This is a genomic window from Sphingomonas epibiotica (assembly GCF_039615155.1).
Taxonomy (GTDB): Bacteria; Pseudomonadota; Alphaproteobacteria; order Sphingomonadales; family Sphingomonadaceae; genus Sphingomonas.
In genome coordinates, this window is record NZ_JBDGHY010000002.1 from 198696 (window position 1) to 213213 (window position 14518).

A 14518-nucleotide genomic window follows, 5' to 3' on the forward strand; every position below is an offset into this window, starting at 1 on the left:
GAGGTGGTGCAACAATATTCCCGACTTTTTTAGAATATTGCCGACGTCATTCAGCTTCGGTTACGTTTTGGCCGGAACTGGATCGGAAAGCGATCGGACATAGGTATGGGCGTCAAACCGTTCGCCGCTGCGACCGCCATAATAGTTGCGACGTTCTCCGCACTTAACGAAGCCTTCGCCGACATATAACCGCGTTGCATCGTTGCCGGCGCGCATCTCCAGACACACGCGCACCGCACCCCGCGATCGTGCGTCGGCGACCGCGCGTTGTAGTAGCGCCCGCCCGATGCCGCAACCGCGCCGGTCGGGCAGAACCGCGAGCAACAGCAATTCGGCATCGTCGGCGACCGTCCGCGTCAGCGCGAAACCCGCCAGGCCGTCCGCATCCCGCGCCAGCGTCAGCCAGACGCCGGGCAGCGACAACATCCCGAGGCATTGCGACGCCGTCCATGCCTCGCCGAAGCGCGGGTCGAACGCCTCCTGCATCACCCGGTCGACCGCGTCGACATCGGCGGCACTGCCCGTCGCCAGCGCGATGTGGCTTCGCACGTCGCTCATGTGCGAACGCTGGGCACTGCATCGGGCGCCCGGCCATAGAGCGGGGCGGGGGGCAGGCTGCTCTGTTCGGCGCTCAGCAATATCGCATCGGCGGCGTCGGGCAGGCGATCGGACTCGGGCAGGGCGGGATCGATCATTCGCAACCGGGCAAGGCCCTGACCGACAACGCGCCGTCCCCGCAATGCCGCAACCGCATCGCCCGGCTTGCAGGAGACGGCGGGGCCATCGGCTATAAGCGCGCCGTCGAACCCCTGCTGGAACACTTCGCCATGCCCCCCGTCGAGCACCACGACGATCGCCTCGTCCGGCTGCTCGGCCAAGGCGGCGGCGGCAATCGATGCCAGCGACGAATAGCCATGCACCGGCACGCCCCATCCGATCCCCAGTCCGCGCGCCGCCGCCAGCCCGACGCGGACGCCCGTGAAACTGCCCGGCCCGCAATCGACGAGGATCGCGTCGGCGCGGCCGTGACCGGGTAGCCCGGCGATCATCGGCACCAGGCGTTCGGCATGGCCGCGCCCGACCACGACATGGTCGCGCGCGATCAATGCGCCATCCTCGATCAACGCCACCGAACAGGCGGCCGTGGCGGTTTCGATGACGAGCGTCCGCACGTACGCGTCAGACGACCCGATTGAACTTCGCGAAATCGGGCCGGGGCGAACGCGGGTGCAGCGTGCCCGTATCGCCATAGCCGAGCGTCGTGATGAAATTGGCATGTACCGACGGTGTATCGCCGAAGAACGCCTTGTCGACCGCGCCGGCATCGAACCCCGACATCGGTCCGGTATCCAGCCCCAGCGCCCGCGCGGCGAGGATCAGATAGGCACCTTGCAACGATGAATTGCGAAATGCCGACGCCTGCCGCAACTCGGCATTGCCGTCGAACCATGATTTGGCGTCGGCATGCGGGAACAGTTCGGGCAGATACTGGTGAAACTCGGTATCCATGCCGATGATCGCCGTGACCGGCGCGGCGCGGATCTTGTCCGGGTTCGTGCCGGTGGCGCATGCCGCCAGCTTTTCCTTCGCCTCTGCCGAGCTACACCACAGGATCCGCGCGGGCAGCTGATTGGCGCTGGTCGGACCCCTTTTCATCAGGTCCCAGATCGCCTGAAGATCGGCGTCGGTCACCGGCCGGTCGGTATAGTGATTGAAGGTCCGCGCGCTGCGGAACAGGGTATCGAGCGCCTGATCGTCGAGCTTTGCCATTAGACTGCACGAACCTCCGTGACTTCGGGAACATAATATTTGAGCAGTTGCTCGATCCCGTTCTTGAGCGTCGCGCTCGACGACGGGCAGCCCGAACAAGCGCCTTGGAGCTGCAGATAGACCTTGCCCTGGTCGAAACCGCGATAGACGATGTCGCCACCGTCATTGGCGACCGCCGGGCGGACACGGGTTTCGATCAGCTCCTTGATCTGTTCGACGATATCGGCATCGACGGGATCGTCGGTGAAGCTCGTCTCCTCGGCCGGTACCGAAAAGCCCGCGCTCCCGGTCGGCTTGAACAACGGCATGCGTCCGCCGAAATGATCGAGCATCAACGCCAGCACATCGGGCTTCAGATCGGCCCATTCGCTGCCCGGCGCCTTGGTGACCGACACGAAGTCGCGCCCGAAGAACACGCCGACCACATCGCCCAGCGCGAACAACTGGGTGGCGAGCGGGGATGCCTCGGCCTCTTCGGGGCTGGCGAAATCGCGGGTGCCCGCGTCCATCACGACCTGCCCGGGCAGGAACTTCAGCGTCGACGGATTGGGCGTGGATTCGGTCTCGATCAACATGGCGCCCATTTGGCGTCCGGCGGACAAGGGATCAAGGGCAGGACATGGAAACGCTCCGTTCATCGGGAACAGCGGCGCGTTGCCTCGATCGTTACGCTCCTGTACGAGCCGGCAACTGCAAGAGGGGAAAGCGCCCGTGATCGAAACGCATCTGGCGAAATTGCGCGCGCGCGACACGATTTCGATTGAAGAGGAACGGGTGATGCGTGACTCGCTGGGGGAGGTGCGGTCGCTGCCGACGCACCATACCTGCATCCGCGCCGGCGAACGCCTGCATTCCAGCACGCTGTTGCTGGAGGGATTAATGTGTCGGTACAAAGATTTGCCGGGCGGTGACCGGCAGATCACCGAGCTGCATGTCGCCGGCGATTTCCTCGACCTGCACAGCTTCTCGCTGAAACAGCTCGACCATAATGTCATGACACTGACGCCGTGCCGGGTCGTGCTGGTCCCGCATGCGAAGCTGAAGGATATTACCGAACAGCATCCGCATCTGGCGCGCGTCTACTGGTTCCTGACCGCGCTCGATGCCGCGATCCACCGCGAATGGGAATTGTCGCTGGGCCGGCGCAGCGCGATCCAGCGTATCGCCCACCTGATCTGCGAATTGCGCGTCCGGCTGGGGCTGATCGGGCAGGCCGACGATAGCGGCTTCGGACTGCCGCTGACGCAAGCCGATCTGTCCGATTGCACCGGGCTGACCCCGGTCCATGTCAACCGGACGCTACGCGACCTGCGGGAGCGTGGCCTGATGGACTTCCGCGGGCGGCGCGTGACGATCACCGACCTGCCGGGATTGAAAGCTGTCGCCGAATTCGATGATTCCTATCTGTATCTGCGTCGCGAGGACCGGTGAGGCCGACATGAGCGGACGCTGAACGGATAGCGTCCGACAGCTTTATATTTCGCGTTGCTCGTCGATACTGGTCGCGGCGTTGCAACGACGCTACACCTTTGCGCCATGGCATTTCCGTTCCGCTTGGCCACGGGCGCGTTTTCGACCCTGGCCCTGATCGCCGCGCCGCTTGCTGCGCAGACCCCGCCCGCTTCGCCGGCCCCCGTCCGCCAGCTTCCGCCGCTCGAACCGGTGGCGCAGGGGCCGGACACGCCCTGGCTGTTCAAGGGCAGCGACATTCCGCCCGACCGGTCCTGGACCTATGGCGTGCTGTCCAACGGCCTGAAATATGCAGTGCGAAAGAACGGCGTACCGCCGGGGCAGATCGCGATCCGCGTCGCGATCGGCGCGGGGTCGCTGATGGAAACCGACAGCGAACGCGGCTTTGCCCACCTGATCGAACATCTCTCGTTTCGCGGATCGGTCCATGTCCCCGACGGCGAATCCAAGCGGGTGTGGCAGCGGCTCGGCGTCACCTTCGGCTCGGACAGCAACGCATCGACCAGCTTTACGCAGACGGTCTACAAGCTCGACCTCCCCTCTGCGACGCCCGCCGGCCTCGACGAGAGCATGAAGATCCTGTCGGGCATGATGACCGAACCGACGCTCAGCCAGGCGGCACTCGACGCCGAACGGCCGGTCGTCCTGTCGGAACAGCGTGAGCAGCCCGGACCGCAGGTGCGGCTGGGCGATGCGACGCGTGCGCTGTTCTTTGCCGGACAGCCACTCGCCGACCGCTCGCCGATCGGCAATGTCGACACGCTGCAAGCCGCCACTGCCGCCAGCGTGAAGGCGTTCCACGACCGCTGGTATCGCCCCGACCGCGCGGTCATCGTCATCGCCGGCGATGCCGACCCGGCGATCCTCGAAGCGATGGTAAAGAAGCATTTCTCCGCCTGGGCCGGCAGCGGCCCGGCGCCCGCCGAGCCTAAATTCGGATCGCCCAAGGCCAACGAACCGGTCGCGGCGACGGTCAGTGAACCGACCATCCCGACGCTGTTGCAGATGGCGGTGCTGCGCCCCTGGACCGTCGGCGACGACACCATCCTGTTCAATCAGGAGCGGATGATCGACCAGATCGGGTTGCGGATACTCAACCGGCGGCTGGAAAGTCGCGCGCGCAGCGGGGGGAGTTTCATCTCGGCCGGCGCCAATCTGGACGACGTATCGCGGTCGGCGAACATCACGCAGGTGTCGATCCTGCCGCTGGGCGACGACTGGGCGGCGGCGCTGCGCGACGTGCGGCAGGCGATTGCGGACGCGATCCGCACCGCACCGACCCAAGCCGAGATCGACCGCGAGGTCGCCGAGATCCGCGCCGGCATGGAGAACGAGGTCCGCACCGCACCGGTGACGGCGGGCGCGCTGCTCGCCGACAATCTGATCGCTGCGACCGATATCCGCGAGACCGTGGCGGGGCCGGAGACGTCGTTGCGAATTTTCGAAGGCGCGGTGACGAAGAAGTTCTTCACCCCGGCACGCGTTCAGGCCGCGACGAAGAAGGTGTTCGAAGGGACCGCCACCCGCGCGCTGGTCAACACCCGCACCCCCGATCCGACGACGCTGGCGAAGCTGACCGCCGCGCTCAACGAAAAGGTCGCGGGCACCACCACGAAGCGCAGCGGACAGGCGGCGATCGGCTTCGATCGTCTGCCCTCGCTCGGCAAGCCCGGTACCATCACCACGCGCAGCATGGCGCTGCCCGATCCGCCGGTCGAGCGCGTCGATTTCGCCAATGGATCGTCGCTGCTGCTGTTCCCCAATGAATCGGAGACGGGGAAGGTCTATGTCCGCGTCCGCTTCGGCCGGGGTCTGAACGCGCTGCCCGCCGACCGCCGGACCCCGGCCTTCGCCGCCGATCTCGCGCTGGTCGCCTCGGGCATCCAGACGCCGAAGGGCGTGCTGGGGCAGGAGGAACTCGACCGGCTGACCGGCGGGCGGCAGATCGGGCTGTCGTTCGGCATCGACGATGACGCCTTTGTCATGACGGGTACTACCACCGCCGCCGACCTGACCGATCAGCTGAAGCTGATCGCCGCCAAGCTGCAATCGCCCGCCTGGGATCCGAAGCCGGTGGCGCGGGCGCGGGCGGTGATGCTCGCCAGCTACGACGCGCTCGGCGCTTCGCCCGATGGCGTCATGGGCCGCGATCTCGAAGGACTGCTGCACGCCGGCGACGCACGCTGGGTCAGCCCCGACCGCAAGGATATCGAGGCGCTGACCCCCGCCAGCTTCAAGGCGTTCTGGGCGCCGCTACTGGCCACCGGTCCGATCGAGGTGCAGGTGTTCGGCGATGTGCCGCAACAGGCGGCGATCGATGCGGTCGCTGCGACGATCGGGGCGATGGCGAAGCGCACGGCGGATACCAGTCCGCCACCCCCGGTCCGCTTCCCCGCGCATGTCGCCCAGCCGGTCACGCGCACCCATAGCGGCCAGCCCAATCAGGCGGCGGCGGCGATCGCATGGCCGACCGGCGGCGGCAGCGCTGGCCTGACCGAAAGCCGCAAGCTGGAGGTGCTGGCGGCGGTGTTTCGCGACCGGCTGCTCGACCGGCTGCGCAGCCAGGCGGGGGTCAGCTATTCGCCGAACGTCGACAATAACTGGCCGGTTGGGCTGCCGGGTGGCGGACGGATCATGGCGATCGGCATGGTGCCGCCCGACCGTACCGGCTTCTTCTTCGACTTGGCCCGCGAACTCGCCGCCGATCTGATCAAGACGCCGGTCCCCGCCGACGAACTCGACCGCGCCAAGCTGCCGGTGATCCAGCTGATCGCACGCATGTCGAGCGGCAACATGTTCTGGATGAATCAGACACAGGGGGGCACCCGCGATCCGGCACGATTGGCGGCGATCCCCGGCATCATCAACGACATCCGCGGCACGACGCCTGAGGAATTGCAGGCGCTGGCCGCGAAATATCTGGTGCCGTCCAAGGACTGGTCGATGGCGGTGGTCCCGGAGAAGAAATAATCCTCCCCGGCACGGAGCATCGGGTCGGATCGTCCCCCGGACGATCCTTGACCATGCGGGGCATGGTCAACCCGATGCCGGGGACCGCCGCGAAGCGGTGGTGGAGGGGGGCGTCCACAGGCGTCCCCCTTCGTTGCTAGAAGATTGGTTCACGCGAAGGCGCGAAGGCGCAAAGTAGAATTGTTTCGCGCAGAGGCGCGGAGGCGCGGAGGGGGTGCGTTCGTTGCTCGATCGCCCGTGTAAGCGGCCTCAGCACTCCGCTGTCCCGTCGCGGACGGTCTCCCGTTCGTGAAGCGCCTGCCCGGAACGCAACCCCTCCGCGCCTCCGCGCCTCTGCGCGAACCCCTTCCTCTACTTCAAGGAATCAGGCCGCCGCCCGCCGCCGCACCGGCGCGCCGGCGATGACCGCCAGCCCCCAGATCGCAAAGCCGCCCAGCGCCAGCCCGGCGCCGACGATCCCGGTCGAGGTCCAGCCATAGCCGGCAGCGATCGCCAGCCCGCCGGCCCATGGGCCGATCGCATTGGCGGTGTTGAACGCCGAATGGTTGAGCGACGCGGCAAGGCTCTGGCCGTGCTCGGCGATATCCATCAGCCGCGTCTGCAGCACGGTGCCGAGCGCGCCGCCGATGCCGATCAGGAACACGATCACCAGCATCGACCACAGCTGCCCCGCCGCCAGCGGGTAGAGCGCCAGCGTCGCCGCGCTCCACAGCAGCAGCGCCCCGGCGGTCGGCATCAGCGCGCGGTCGGCGAAACGCGGTACGACCAGATTGCCGACGGTCATGCCGATGCCGAACACCGCCAGCACCACCGGCACCATCGCCGCGCCGGCCCCGGTCACCTCGATCAGCGTCGAGGCAAGATAGGTATAGACCGCGAACATGCCGCCGAAGCCGATCGCGCCGATGCCGAGCGTCAGCCACAACTGCCCCGATCGCAGCACGTTCAATTCGCCGAGCGGGCTGGCCGACCGGTCCGGCCGGTCGTGCGGCGCCATCCATGCGACCATCGCCATCGTCGCCGCCGCCAGCACCGCCACGACGCCGAAGCCCCAGCGCCACCCGATCGCCTGTCCCAATGCATTGGCCAGCGGCACGCCGACGATCGTCGCGGTCGTTAGCCCCAGCATGACCCGCCCGACCGCCTGCGTCCGCTTTTCGGCCGGAACCAGCGACGCCGCGACCAGCGCCGCGATCCCGAAATAGGCACCATGCGGCAACCCGCTGAAGAACCGCGCGACCAGCATTGCTTCATAGGTCGGCGCCAATGCGCTTGCCGCATTGGCGATCCCGAAACATGCCATCAGCGCGATAAGCACCGTCCGTCGCGCCATCCGCGCTGTCAGCACCGCCAGCAGCGGCGCACCGACCACCACGCCCAATGCATAGGCGCTGATGACATGCCCCGCCGTCGGTTCGTCGATGCCGAGGCCAGGTGCGAAGAACGGCACGAGGCTCATCGTCGCGAACTCGGTCGTCCCGATCGCGAAGCCGCCAAGCGCGAGCGCAAGGTGGACGAGGGCAGGGTTACGGGTTCGGGTCATCGGCACGCTCCTTGCTGCGGCGCAGCATTTCACAGCGGGCCATATGGTAGGGGATGGCGATCGATCAACCGGTCAAACGGCTATCCATACGTGTTCGTCATTTTGGGGCCTTGAGGATGCCTCGGGCGGCTTCACCGTAGAAGGAGCTAATATCGAACCACAATTCGCGATCTTTGCCATCGGCATCGGTACCCATCAGCATGTCGAACATCCTCCCATCCTGTTCGATCAGCGCCTGCCCATGCGTTCGCACGCCGAGCTTGCGGGCGATCTGATATTCTTCGGCGACGCTGTCGACCTTGTAGGCGGTTGCCGCCGACGCGCCATCACGACCGACATTCGCCTTTTCCAGCCGACGCGGCAGTCGTGGGTCGACCAGTTCGGCCGGCGTCCCGGTGAACGCGAGAAGGAGAGCCAGCAGCATGATTTTTTTCCCCCGGTTTTTGCGAAGGCTGTCGCAAGTGGGTCTTGCCGTCAATCGGGAAGGGTGATGCTACCGCAGATTATTCCATTTTAAATCAATGTCGTACGTCGGTGTGCATTTGGACGCTGCAACAGGGGGATCTTTGCAAAGAGCTTGTGCAAATCCCCGAGTCCTCGCGTATCTCCGCGAAGGCGGGGATCCAGTGCGGCCGTGGTTTCCGCTGTATCGGCAATCCGGGCGGATACGGACTCCCGCCTGCGCAAGACCTCTACGAAGCCGCTCGTCCCGTGCCCCGGCGAAGGCCGGGGCCCAGTTGGGGGACGTTCGTAACTCACTGGAAAACCTTCCCAACTGGACCCCGGCCTCCGCCGGGGTACGATGAAGTTCGGATCGAAGGCCCGACCTTCAAAAGGCGTGTCGCAAAAGTGGAACCCGGATCGAACCCATGGTGACGTCAGGGCTGGGACGTGGCGCTTACGCCCTATTGGGCGCCAGCCCACAAACGTCTTTCCTACAGCCCGGACCGCATGCGATGCCCGAGGCGCACTCTGTCTCACCATCGATCCCGCATCGCCGCCATAGCCAGCCGAGCGCGCGCTGCGCAACATGTGCACGAGTGTGAACTTTGTGAACTTTGGCGCCGCGTTACCCCCGGTACAGCGCGTCCAGTCGGTCGCCATACACGTCCTTCAACACATGCCGCCGGATCTTCAAGCTCGGCGTAAGTTGCTGATTCTCGATGGTGAAGGGTTCGTCGGCGATGATGAAGCGGCGGATGCGTTCGGTGACCGACAGGTCCTTGTTGACCCGCTCGACCGCCGCGCCCAGCGCCGCGCGATAGTCGCTGTCCTCGCGCAGCCGGGCGAAGTCGCAGCGCGCGCCGCCCCTGGCGCAGAATTGCTGGGTCCATTCGGCATCGGGTACGATCACCGCTACCATGTACGGACGGCGGTCGCCGACGATCATCGCCTGCGCGATCTCATCCTGCAGGGTCAGCATCCCCTCGACCTTCTGCGGCGCGACATTGTCGCCCTTGTCGTTGACGATGATGTCCTTTTTGCGATCGGTGATGCGGATGCGCCCCCGGCCGTCGATCTCGCCGATATCGCCGGTGTGCAGCCACCCGTCCTTCAGCACGCGCGCCGTCTCGGCCTCGTTGCGCCAATAGCCATGCATGACCAGTTCGCCGCGCACCAGGATTTCGCCGTCCTCGGCGATGCGGACTTCGGTTTCGGCGAGCGGCGGGCCGACCGTGTCCATCTTGACCCCCGCCGCCGGGCGATTGCACGAAATGACCGGCGCCGCCTCGGTCTGGCCATAGCCTTGCAGCAGGCACAGTCCCATCGAGTCGAAGAAATTGCCGATATCGGGATTGAGCGGCGCGCCGCCCGACACCATCGCCTTCAACCGCCCGCCGAAGCGTTTGGCGACTTTGGGCTTGAGCAGCGTGTCGACCAGCAGCTTGGCCGGACGGTCGGTCAGGCGCGGCCCGCCTTCGCGTGCGCCGATCTCGATCGCCCGATCGAGCAGCCACGTCGAAAGGCGTCCCTGCTTCTGGATGCCCTTGGTGATGCGCGCGCGCAGCACCTCGAACAGGCGCGGGACCACGACCATCAGCGTCGGGCGTACTTCCTCGATATTGCTCGCCAGCTTGTCGAGCCCTTCGCTGTAATAGATCTGCCCGCCCAGCGCGATCGGGAAATACTGCCCGCCGGTATGTTCATAGGCGTGGCTGAGCGGCAGGAACGACAGGAACACCTCGTCGCGCCAACCGAAATCCTCGGCGATTACGACGCAGCAACCGTTGACGTTGTGCAGGATCGCGCCGTGGTGCTGCATCACGCCGCGCGGGGACCCGCCGGTCCCGGAGGTGTAGATGATGCAGGCGAGGTCCTCGCGCTGCATGTCGGCCGCGGCCGCGACCTGCGCCGGATCGGCCGGATGCCGCGCGATCAGCTCGTGCCAGTCGTGGAACTCTAGGCTGCCTTGCTGCGCGGTCTTCATCGGTTCGATCGTAATGATCTTTTCCGACGAATTGGTCGCGCGCAGCGCGGCGGGCAGGACGGTGCGCGCCAGCTTCTCGGTCGATACGATGATCGCGCAGGCGCCCGAATTCTCGATGATATGCCCATGGTCGCGCACGGTATTGGTGACATAGGTCGGCACCGTCACGCACCCCGCCGCCATGATGGCGAGGTCGGAGATGCACCATTCGGGCCGGTTCTCGCTGACCAGCATCACCCGGTCGCCGCGCTTCAGCCCGATCGCCTTCAGCGCCGTTGCCAGCGACGCGACCTGGCGCGCGGCGTCCGCCCAGCTGATCGACACCCACCCGCTGCCGGTCTTGCGCCAAAGGAACGGCGCATCGCCGCGCTCGCTGGCCCGCGTGAAGAACATCGTGACCAGATTGGGGAATCGTTCGAGCTGCCGGACCATTCGTCATCCTTCTCCAGATGCCAGGGTGTAGGCAGACGCTACGGTCTCGGCAATGTCCGAACATGGTCCGAACGCGGGTGACGGGGCGGATCGTCTTGGTTAGACAAGGCGGCCATGAGGAAATTGACGATCGCCGCCGCCCTGCTCGCCACCGTGTCGCTGGGGGGCTGCAACCTGTTGCCGTTCGGCAGGCCCGAGGTCGCGGCCCCTGCTGCTCCCGCCGCCGCGGTCGCGGAACAGCGTCAGAAGTTCGTGGTGTCCGCCAATCCGCTGGCCAGCGAAGCCGGCATGGCGGTGCTGCGGCGCGGGGGCAGCGCTGTCGACGCGGCGATCGCGGTACAGGCGATGCTGTCGCTGGTCGAACCGCAGAGTTCGGGCGTGGGCGGCGGTGCGTTCATGACCTATTTCAATGCGAAGACCGGCAAGGTCGAAATCTATGACGGGCGCGAGGTTGCCCCGGCCGGCGCGACGCCGACGATGCTGCTGGGTGCGGACGGCAAGCCGCTGCCCTTTGCCGAAGCAGTGCTGGGCGGACGCGCGACCGGGGTTCCCGGCGCGGTGCGGATGCTGGGGCAGGCGCATGACGACCATGGCACGCTGGCATGGGCCGACCTGTTCGACGATGCCGAGGGGACTGCGCGCAAGGGCTTCGTCATCTCGCCACGTCTCGGCCGCTTGCTGACCGGGCGTTTCCCCGAATTGCATGCGGAGGATGTCCGCCGCTATTTCAAGGGGAAGAACGGGGCGCTGGCGACCACCGGCGACCGGATCAGGAACGGTGCCTATGCCGATTTCCTCAAGCGGCTGGCGAAGCAGGGACCGGACGCGCTGTATACGGGCGAGACGGCGAAGCGCATCGTGGCACGCACGACGACGGGCACGCTGCCGGGCACGATGACGCTGGCCGACCTTGCCGCCTATCGTGCGGTCAAGCGCGATCCGCTGTGCGCCAACTGGCGGGTCTATATCGTCTGCACCCCGCCGCCGCCCTCCAGCGGGGTCGGGCTGATCGAGCTGCTCGGCATTCTCGGCCGCACCGATATCGACCGGCGCGGGCCGAACGATCCGCAAAGCTGGTATCTGTTCGCCGAGGCGAGCCGGCTGATGTACGCCGATCGCGACCTCTATGTCGGCGATCCCAAGTTCGTGAACGTGCCGGTCGCCGGGCTGCTGGCACCCGCCTATCTGTCCGAGCGCGCCAAGCTGATCGGCGCGACCGCCGGTCCGGCCCCCGTGGCGGGCGTCCCGGCCGGCACGGTGACGGCGGCGGCGGACACGACCCGCGAACCGGCGGGGACGTCGCACTTCATCGTCGGCGATGCGGCGGGCAATGTCGTGTCGATGACGACGACGGTCGAAAGCATCTTCGGCAGCGGCCGGATGGTCGACGGCTTCTTCCTGAATAATCAGATGACCGACTTCGCCTTCTCCCCCGTCGATGCGCAGGGCCGCGCCGCCGCCAATGCGGTCGCGCCGGGCAAGCGGCCGCGTTCGTCGATGACGCCGCTGGTGATGATCGACCGCCAGGGCAGGTTCGCGGGTGCGCTGGGGTCGGCGGGCGGCAATGCCATCTTGGCCTATGTCGGCAAGTCGCTGATCGGCGCGGTCGAATGGAAGCTGCCGATGCAGCAGGCGCTGGCGCTCCCCAATCTCGTCGCGCGCGGCGACAGCTTTCAGGGGGAGGTGACGAAATTTTCGCCGGAAATCCTCAGTGCGCTCGCGGCGAAGGGTATCCGCCTGCAGCCCGGGCAGGGCGAGGATTCCGGGCTGCACGGCGTCATCGTGCGCGACGGGAAGATCGATGGCGGCTTCGATCCCCGGCGCGAGGGCAAGGTGATTGTCGAGTAGACTGGTTCACGCGAAGGCGCAAAAAAGGAAAGTTGGCTAGGCGCGGAGACGCGGAAGGGTTGCGTATCGGGCCAGCTCCTCCCGATCGGCAGACTTCTTCTAACGCTGCCACGATGTATGACGCCGCTGGCGCGGATAGGGTTGCGTGCAACGCGACCTCTTCCGCGTCTCCGCGCCTTCGCGTAAACCCTACTTCTTCCGCCGAACCCGAGCGAAATGCTCCGCCCGTTCGAGCAGCAGCGTCAGATCCTCCGGCGCGATGTCGAACGCATCCGGCGTCTCGGCCAGCGCCGCGTCCACGTCTTCCGGTCGAATGCCGCCCGGCTCCGCCGCTGCCGCAACTGCGACCGGGGAGGCCGGCTCGTGCGGATAGGAGAGCGCGGTCATGCGGTGATAGAAGATGCCGATCGACACCAGAGCGATCGAATTGATCCCGACCGGCGCGAAGGCGAAGGCAAAGCCCGCTTCGTGAATGCCGGCACTGCCGATCACCGCAGTCAGCGCCGCCGCGCCGCCTGGTGGGTGCAGGCATCGGCACAGCGACATGGCGAGGATCGCGCAGCCGACCGCGACCCCGGCGGCGACCGTCACGTTCGGGATCGCCTGAAACGCCGCCACGCCGATCAGCGTCGAGAGGATATTGCCGCCGACCACCGGCCATGGCTGGGCGAGCGGACTGGCCGGTACCGCGAACACCAGCACGGCGGAGGCGCCGAGCGGCGCGACGATGATCGGCAGGTCGCCCTCGATCCACGGCACCTGCGAACAGACGACCATGGTCAGCCCGATACCGATCGCCGCACCGATACAAGCGACCAGCCGCCGCCCGAAGCCGGCATTGGCCAGCAATGGCCGGAACAGCGGGATCACAATCCGTCGACGATCCGCCGGGCGAGGCCTGGCCCTTCATAGACCAGCGCGCTGTACAGCTGGACGAGGCTGGCCCCGGCATCGAGCCGCCGTCGTGCTTCGTCCGCCGACCCGATGCCGCCCGCCGAGATCAGCGGGATCGCACCGTCGGCAATCTCACGCGCCTCGACCAGCTTGGCGAGCGCGAGCGGGGCAAGCGGGGCGCCCGACAGGCCGCCGGTCTCCGTAGCATTTGCAGACCGCAGCGTGGTCGGCCGGGAGATCGTTGTATTCGATACGATCACCGCATCGACCCCGCCATCGACCGCCGCACGGATCGCGACCTCCATTCCGTCGCGCGACAAGTCGGGCGCGACCTTCAGGAACAGCGGCACGCGCTTGCCTCCGACATGGCGCGCGGCGTCGCTGGCGGCGATCAACTGCCCCAGTTCGGGCTGCGATTGCAGGTCGCGTAGTCCCGGCGTGTTCGGGCTGGAGATGTTGATGGTGACATAATCGGCCAGCGGCGCGGCCTTCGCGACCGCCGTCCCGTAATCAGCAATGCGATCGGTCGAATCCTTGTTCGCGCCGACATTGATGCCGATGATGCCCGGCCGGGGGATGAGCGCCGCGACCCGCGCAAGCGCCGCGTCGATCCCGCCATTGTTGAATCCCAGCCGGTTCACCACGCCCTTGTCTTCGGGCAGGCGGAAAATGCGCGGCTTGGGATTGCCCGGCTGCGGCTTGGGGGTCAGCGTGCCGACCTCGACAAAGCCGAAGCCAAGGCCAAGGAATCCTGCGACGGCTCGTGCGTCCTTGTCGACACCCGCCGCCAGCCCAACCGGATTGGGAAAGCGGATGCCGGCGACCGTCACCGCGTGCTTGCTGTCGGTGCGGGGTGCCAGCGGCGTTCCCGCCTTGCCCCATGCCTCCAGCATGGCGATCGTCAGCGAATGCGCGCGTTCGGCGTCGAGGGTGAAGAGGAGCGGGTGATACCAGGCCATATGCGGCGCTCTATCGTCGGCGCGCCTCGGAAGGAAGATTCGGTTTCACGCGAAGGCGCGAAGGCGCGAAGAGAAGAAGAGTAGTTCGCGCAGAGGCGCAGAGGCGCAGAGGCGCGGAGGGGTTGTGCCTGCAGATCGGTCTGCCGCGCCAGGCGCCCTCATCCTGCCGGCTGCCGCAAGCTTGAAGGTCTCGCTGACGTGAGA

12 protein-coding genes are annotated in these 14518 nt (G+C 66.6%); 3 read left to right on the plus strand and 9 right to left on the minus strand.

Going from position 1 to position 14518, the window contains the following annotated elements; translation table 11 throughout:
• Positions 1–60: 60 nt before the first annotated feature.
• From AAIO73_RS04580 to AAIO73_RS04595, 4 genes are read right to left on the minus strand one after another with little or no spacing between them, the layout of a single operon-like run.
• Positions 61–558 (minus strand): GNAT family N-acetyltransferase, encoded by a 498-nt coding sequence (locus AAIO73_RS04580; RefSeq protein WP_345876580.1) that lies wholly within the window; start codon positions 556–558, stop codon positions 61–63.
• A complete protein-coding gene (gene tsaB, locus AAIO73_RS04585) occupies positions 555–1172 on the minus strand; it encodes a tRNA (adenosine(37)-N6)-threonylcarbamoyltransferase complex dimerization subunit type 1 TsaB (RefSeq protein ID WP_345876581.1) in 618 nt (205 codons plus the stop codon). Before tsaB ends, AAIO73_RS04580 begins: the two co-directional genes overlap by 4 nt.
• 7 nt (positions 1173–1179) lie before the next feature.
• Positions 1180–1770 (minus strand): malonic semialdehyde reductase, encoded by a 591-nt coding sequence (locus AAIO73_RS04590; protein ID WP_345876582.1) that lies wholly within the window; start codon positions 1768–1770, stop codon positions 1180–1182.
• On the minus strand, positions 1770–2345 hold the full coding sequence (locus tag AAIO73_RS04595; RefSeq protein WP_345876583.1) for a NifU family protein: 576 nt from the start codon (positions 2343–2345) through the stop codon (positions 1770–1772). Before AAIO73_RS04595 ends, AAIO73_RS04590 begins: the two co-directional genes overlap by 1 nt.
• Positions 2346–2481: 136 nt before the next feature.
• Between AAIO73_RS04595 and AAIO73_RS04600 the strand changes: the two genes are divergently transcribed.
• Both AAIO73_RS04600 and AAIO73_RS04605 read left to right on the plus strand, forming a co-directional pair.
• The gene (locus tag AAIO73_RS04600; RefSeq protein ID WP_345876584.1) at positions 2482–3201 is read left to right on the plus strand and encodes a Crp/Fnr family transcriptional regulator; all 720 of its coding nucleotides are present in this window, start codon (positions 2482–2484) and stop codon (positions 3199–3201) included.
• Between the two features lie 105 nt (positions 3202–3306).
• Positions 3307–6210, plus strand: a complete 2904-nt coding sequence (locus AAIO73_RS04605) for a M16 family metallopeptidase (RefSeq protein ID WP_345876585.1) — start codon at positions 3307–3309, stop codon at positions 6208–6210.
• Positions 6211–6574: 364 nt separating this feature from the next.
• Here AAIO73_RS04605 and AAIO73_RS04610 read toward each other — a convergent pair whose 3' ends face one another.
• From AAIO73_RS04610 to AAIO73_RS04620, 3 genes are all read right to left on the minus strand, one after another.
• Positions 6575–7753, minus strand: coding sequence for an MFS transporter (locus tag AAIO73_RS04610; protein ID WP_345876586.1), 1179 nt, complete (start codon positions 7751–7753; stop codon positions 6575–6577).
• Positions 7754–7850: 97 nt separating this feature from the next.
• The gene (locus AAIO73_RS04615; RefSeq protein WP_345876587.1) at positions 7851–8177 is read right to left on the minus strand and encodes a DUF4919 domain-containing protein; all 327 of its coding nucleotides are present in this window, start codon (positions 8175–8177) and stop codon (positions 7851–7853) included.
• Positions 8178–8822: 645 nt separating this feature from the next.
• Positions 8823–10613: an AMP-dependent synthetase/ligase gene (locus AAIO73_RS04620; protein WP_345876588.1), complete on the minus strand. Its 1791-nt coding sequence runs from the start codon at positions 10611–10613 to the stop codon at positions 8823–8825.
• A gap of 114 nt (positions 10614–10727) precedes the next feature.
• On the opposite strand from AAIO73_RS04620, the gene AAIO73_RS04625 reads away from it, so the two are divergent.
• Complete coding sequence (locus AAIO73_RS04625) at positions 10728–12461, plus strand: gamma-glutamyltransferase family protein (protein ID WP_345876589.1); 1734 nt, start codon at positions 10728–10730, stop codon at positions 12459–12461.
• A gap of 189 nt (positions 12462–12650) precedes the next feature.
• Here AAIO73_RS04625 and AAIO73_RS04630 read toward each other — a convergent pair whose 3' ends face one another.
• Both AAIO73_RS04630 and AAIO73_RS04635 read right to left on the minus strand, forming a co-directional pair.
• Positions 12651–13328 carry an HPP family protein gene (locus AAIO73_RS04630; RefSeq protein WP_345876899.1) on the minus strand — a complete coding sequence of 226 codons (678 nt, stop codon included), beginning with the start codon at positions 13326–13328 and terminating at the stop codon, positions 12651–12653.
• Positions 13328–14314 (minus strand): quinone-dependent dihydroorotate dehydrogenase, encoded by a 987-nt coding sequence (locus tag AAIO73_RS04635; RefSeq protein WP_345876590.1) that lies wholly within the window; start codon positions 14312–14314, stop codon positions 13328–13330. The genes AAIO73_RS04630 and AAIO73_RS04635 overlap by 1 nt, the downstream gene beginning before the upstream one ends.
• Between the last annotated feature and the right edge of the window lie 204 nt (positions 14315–14518).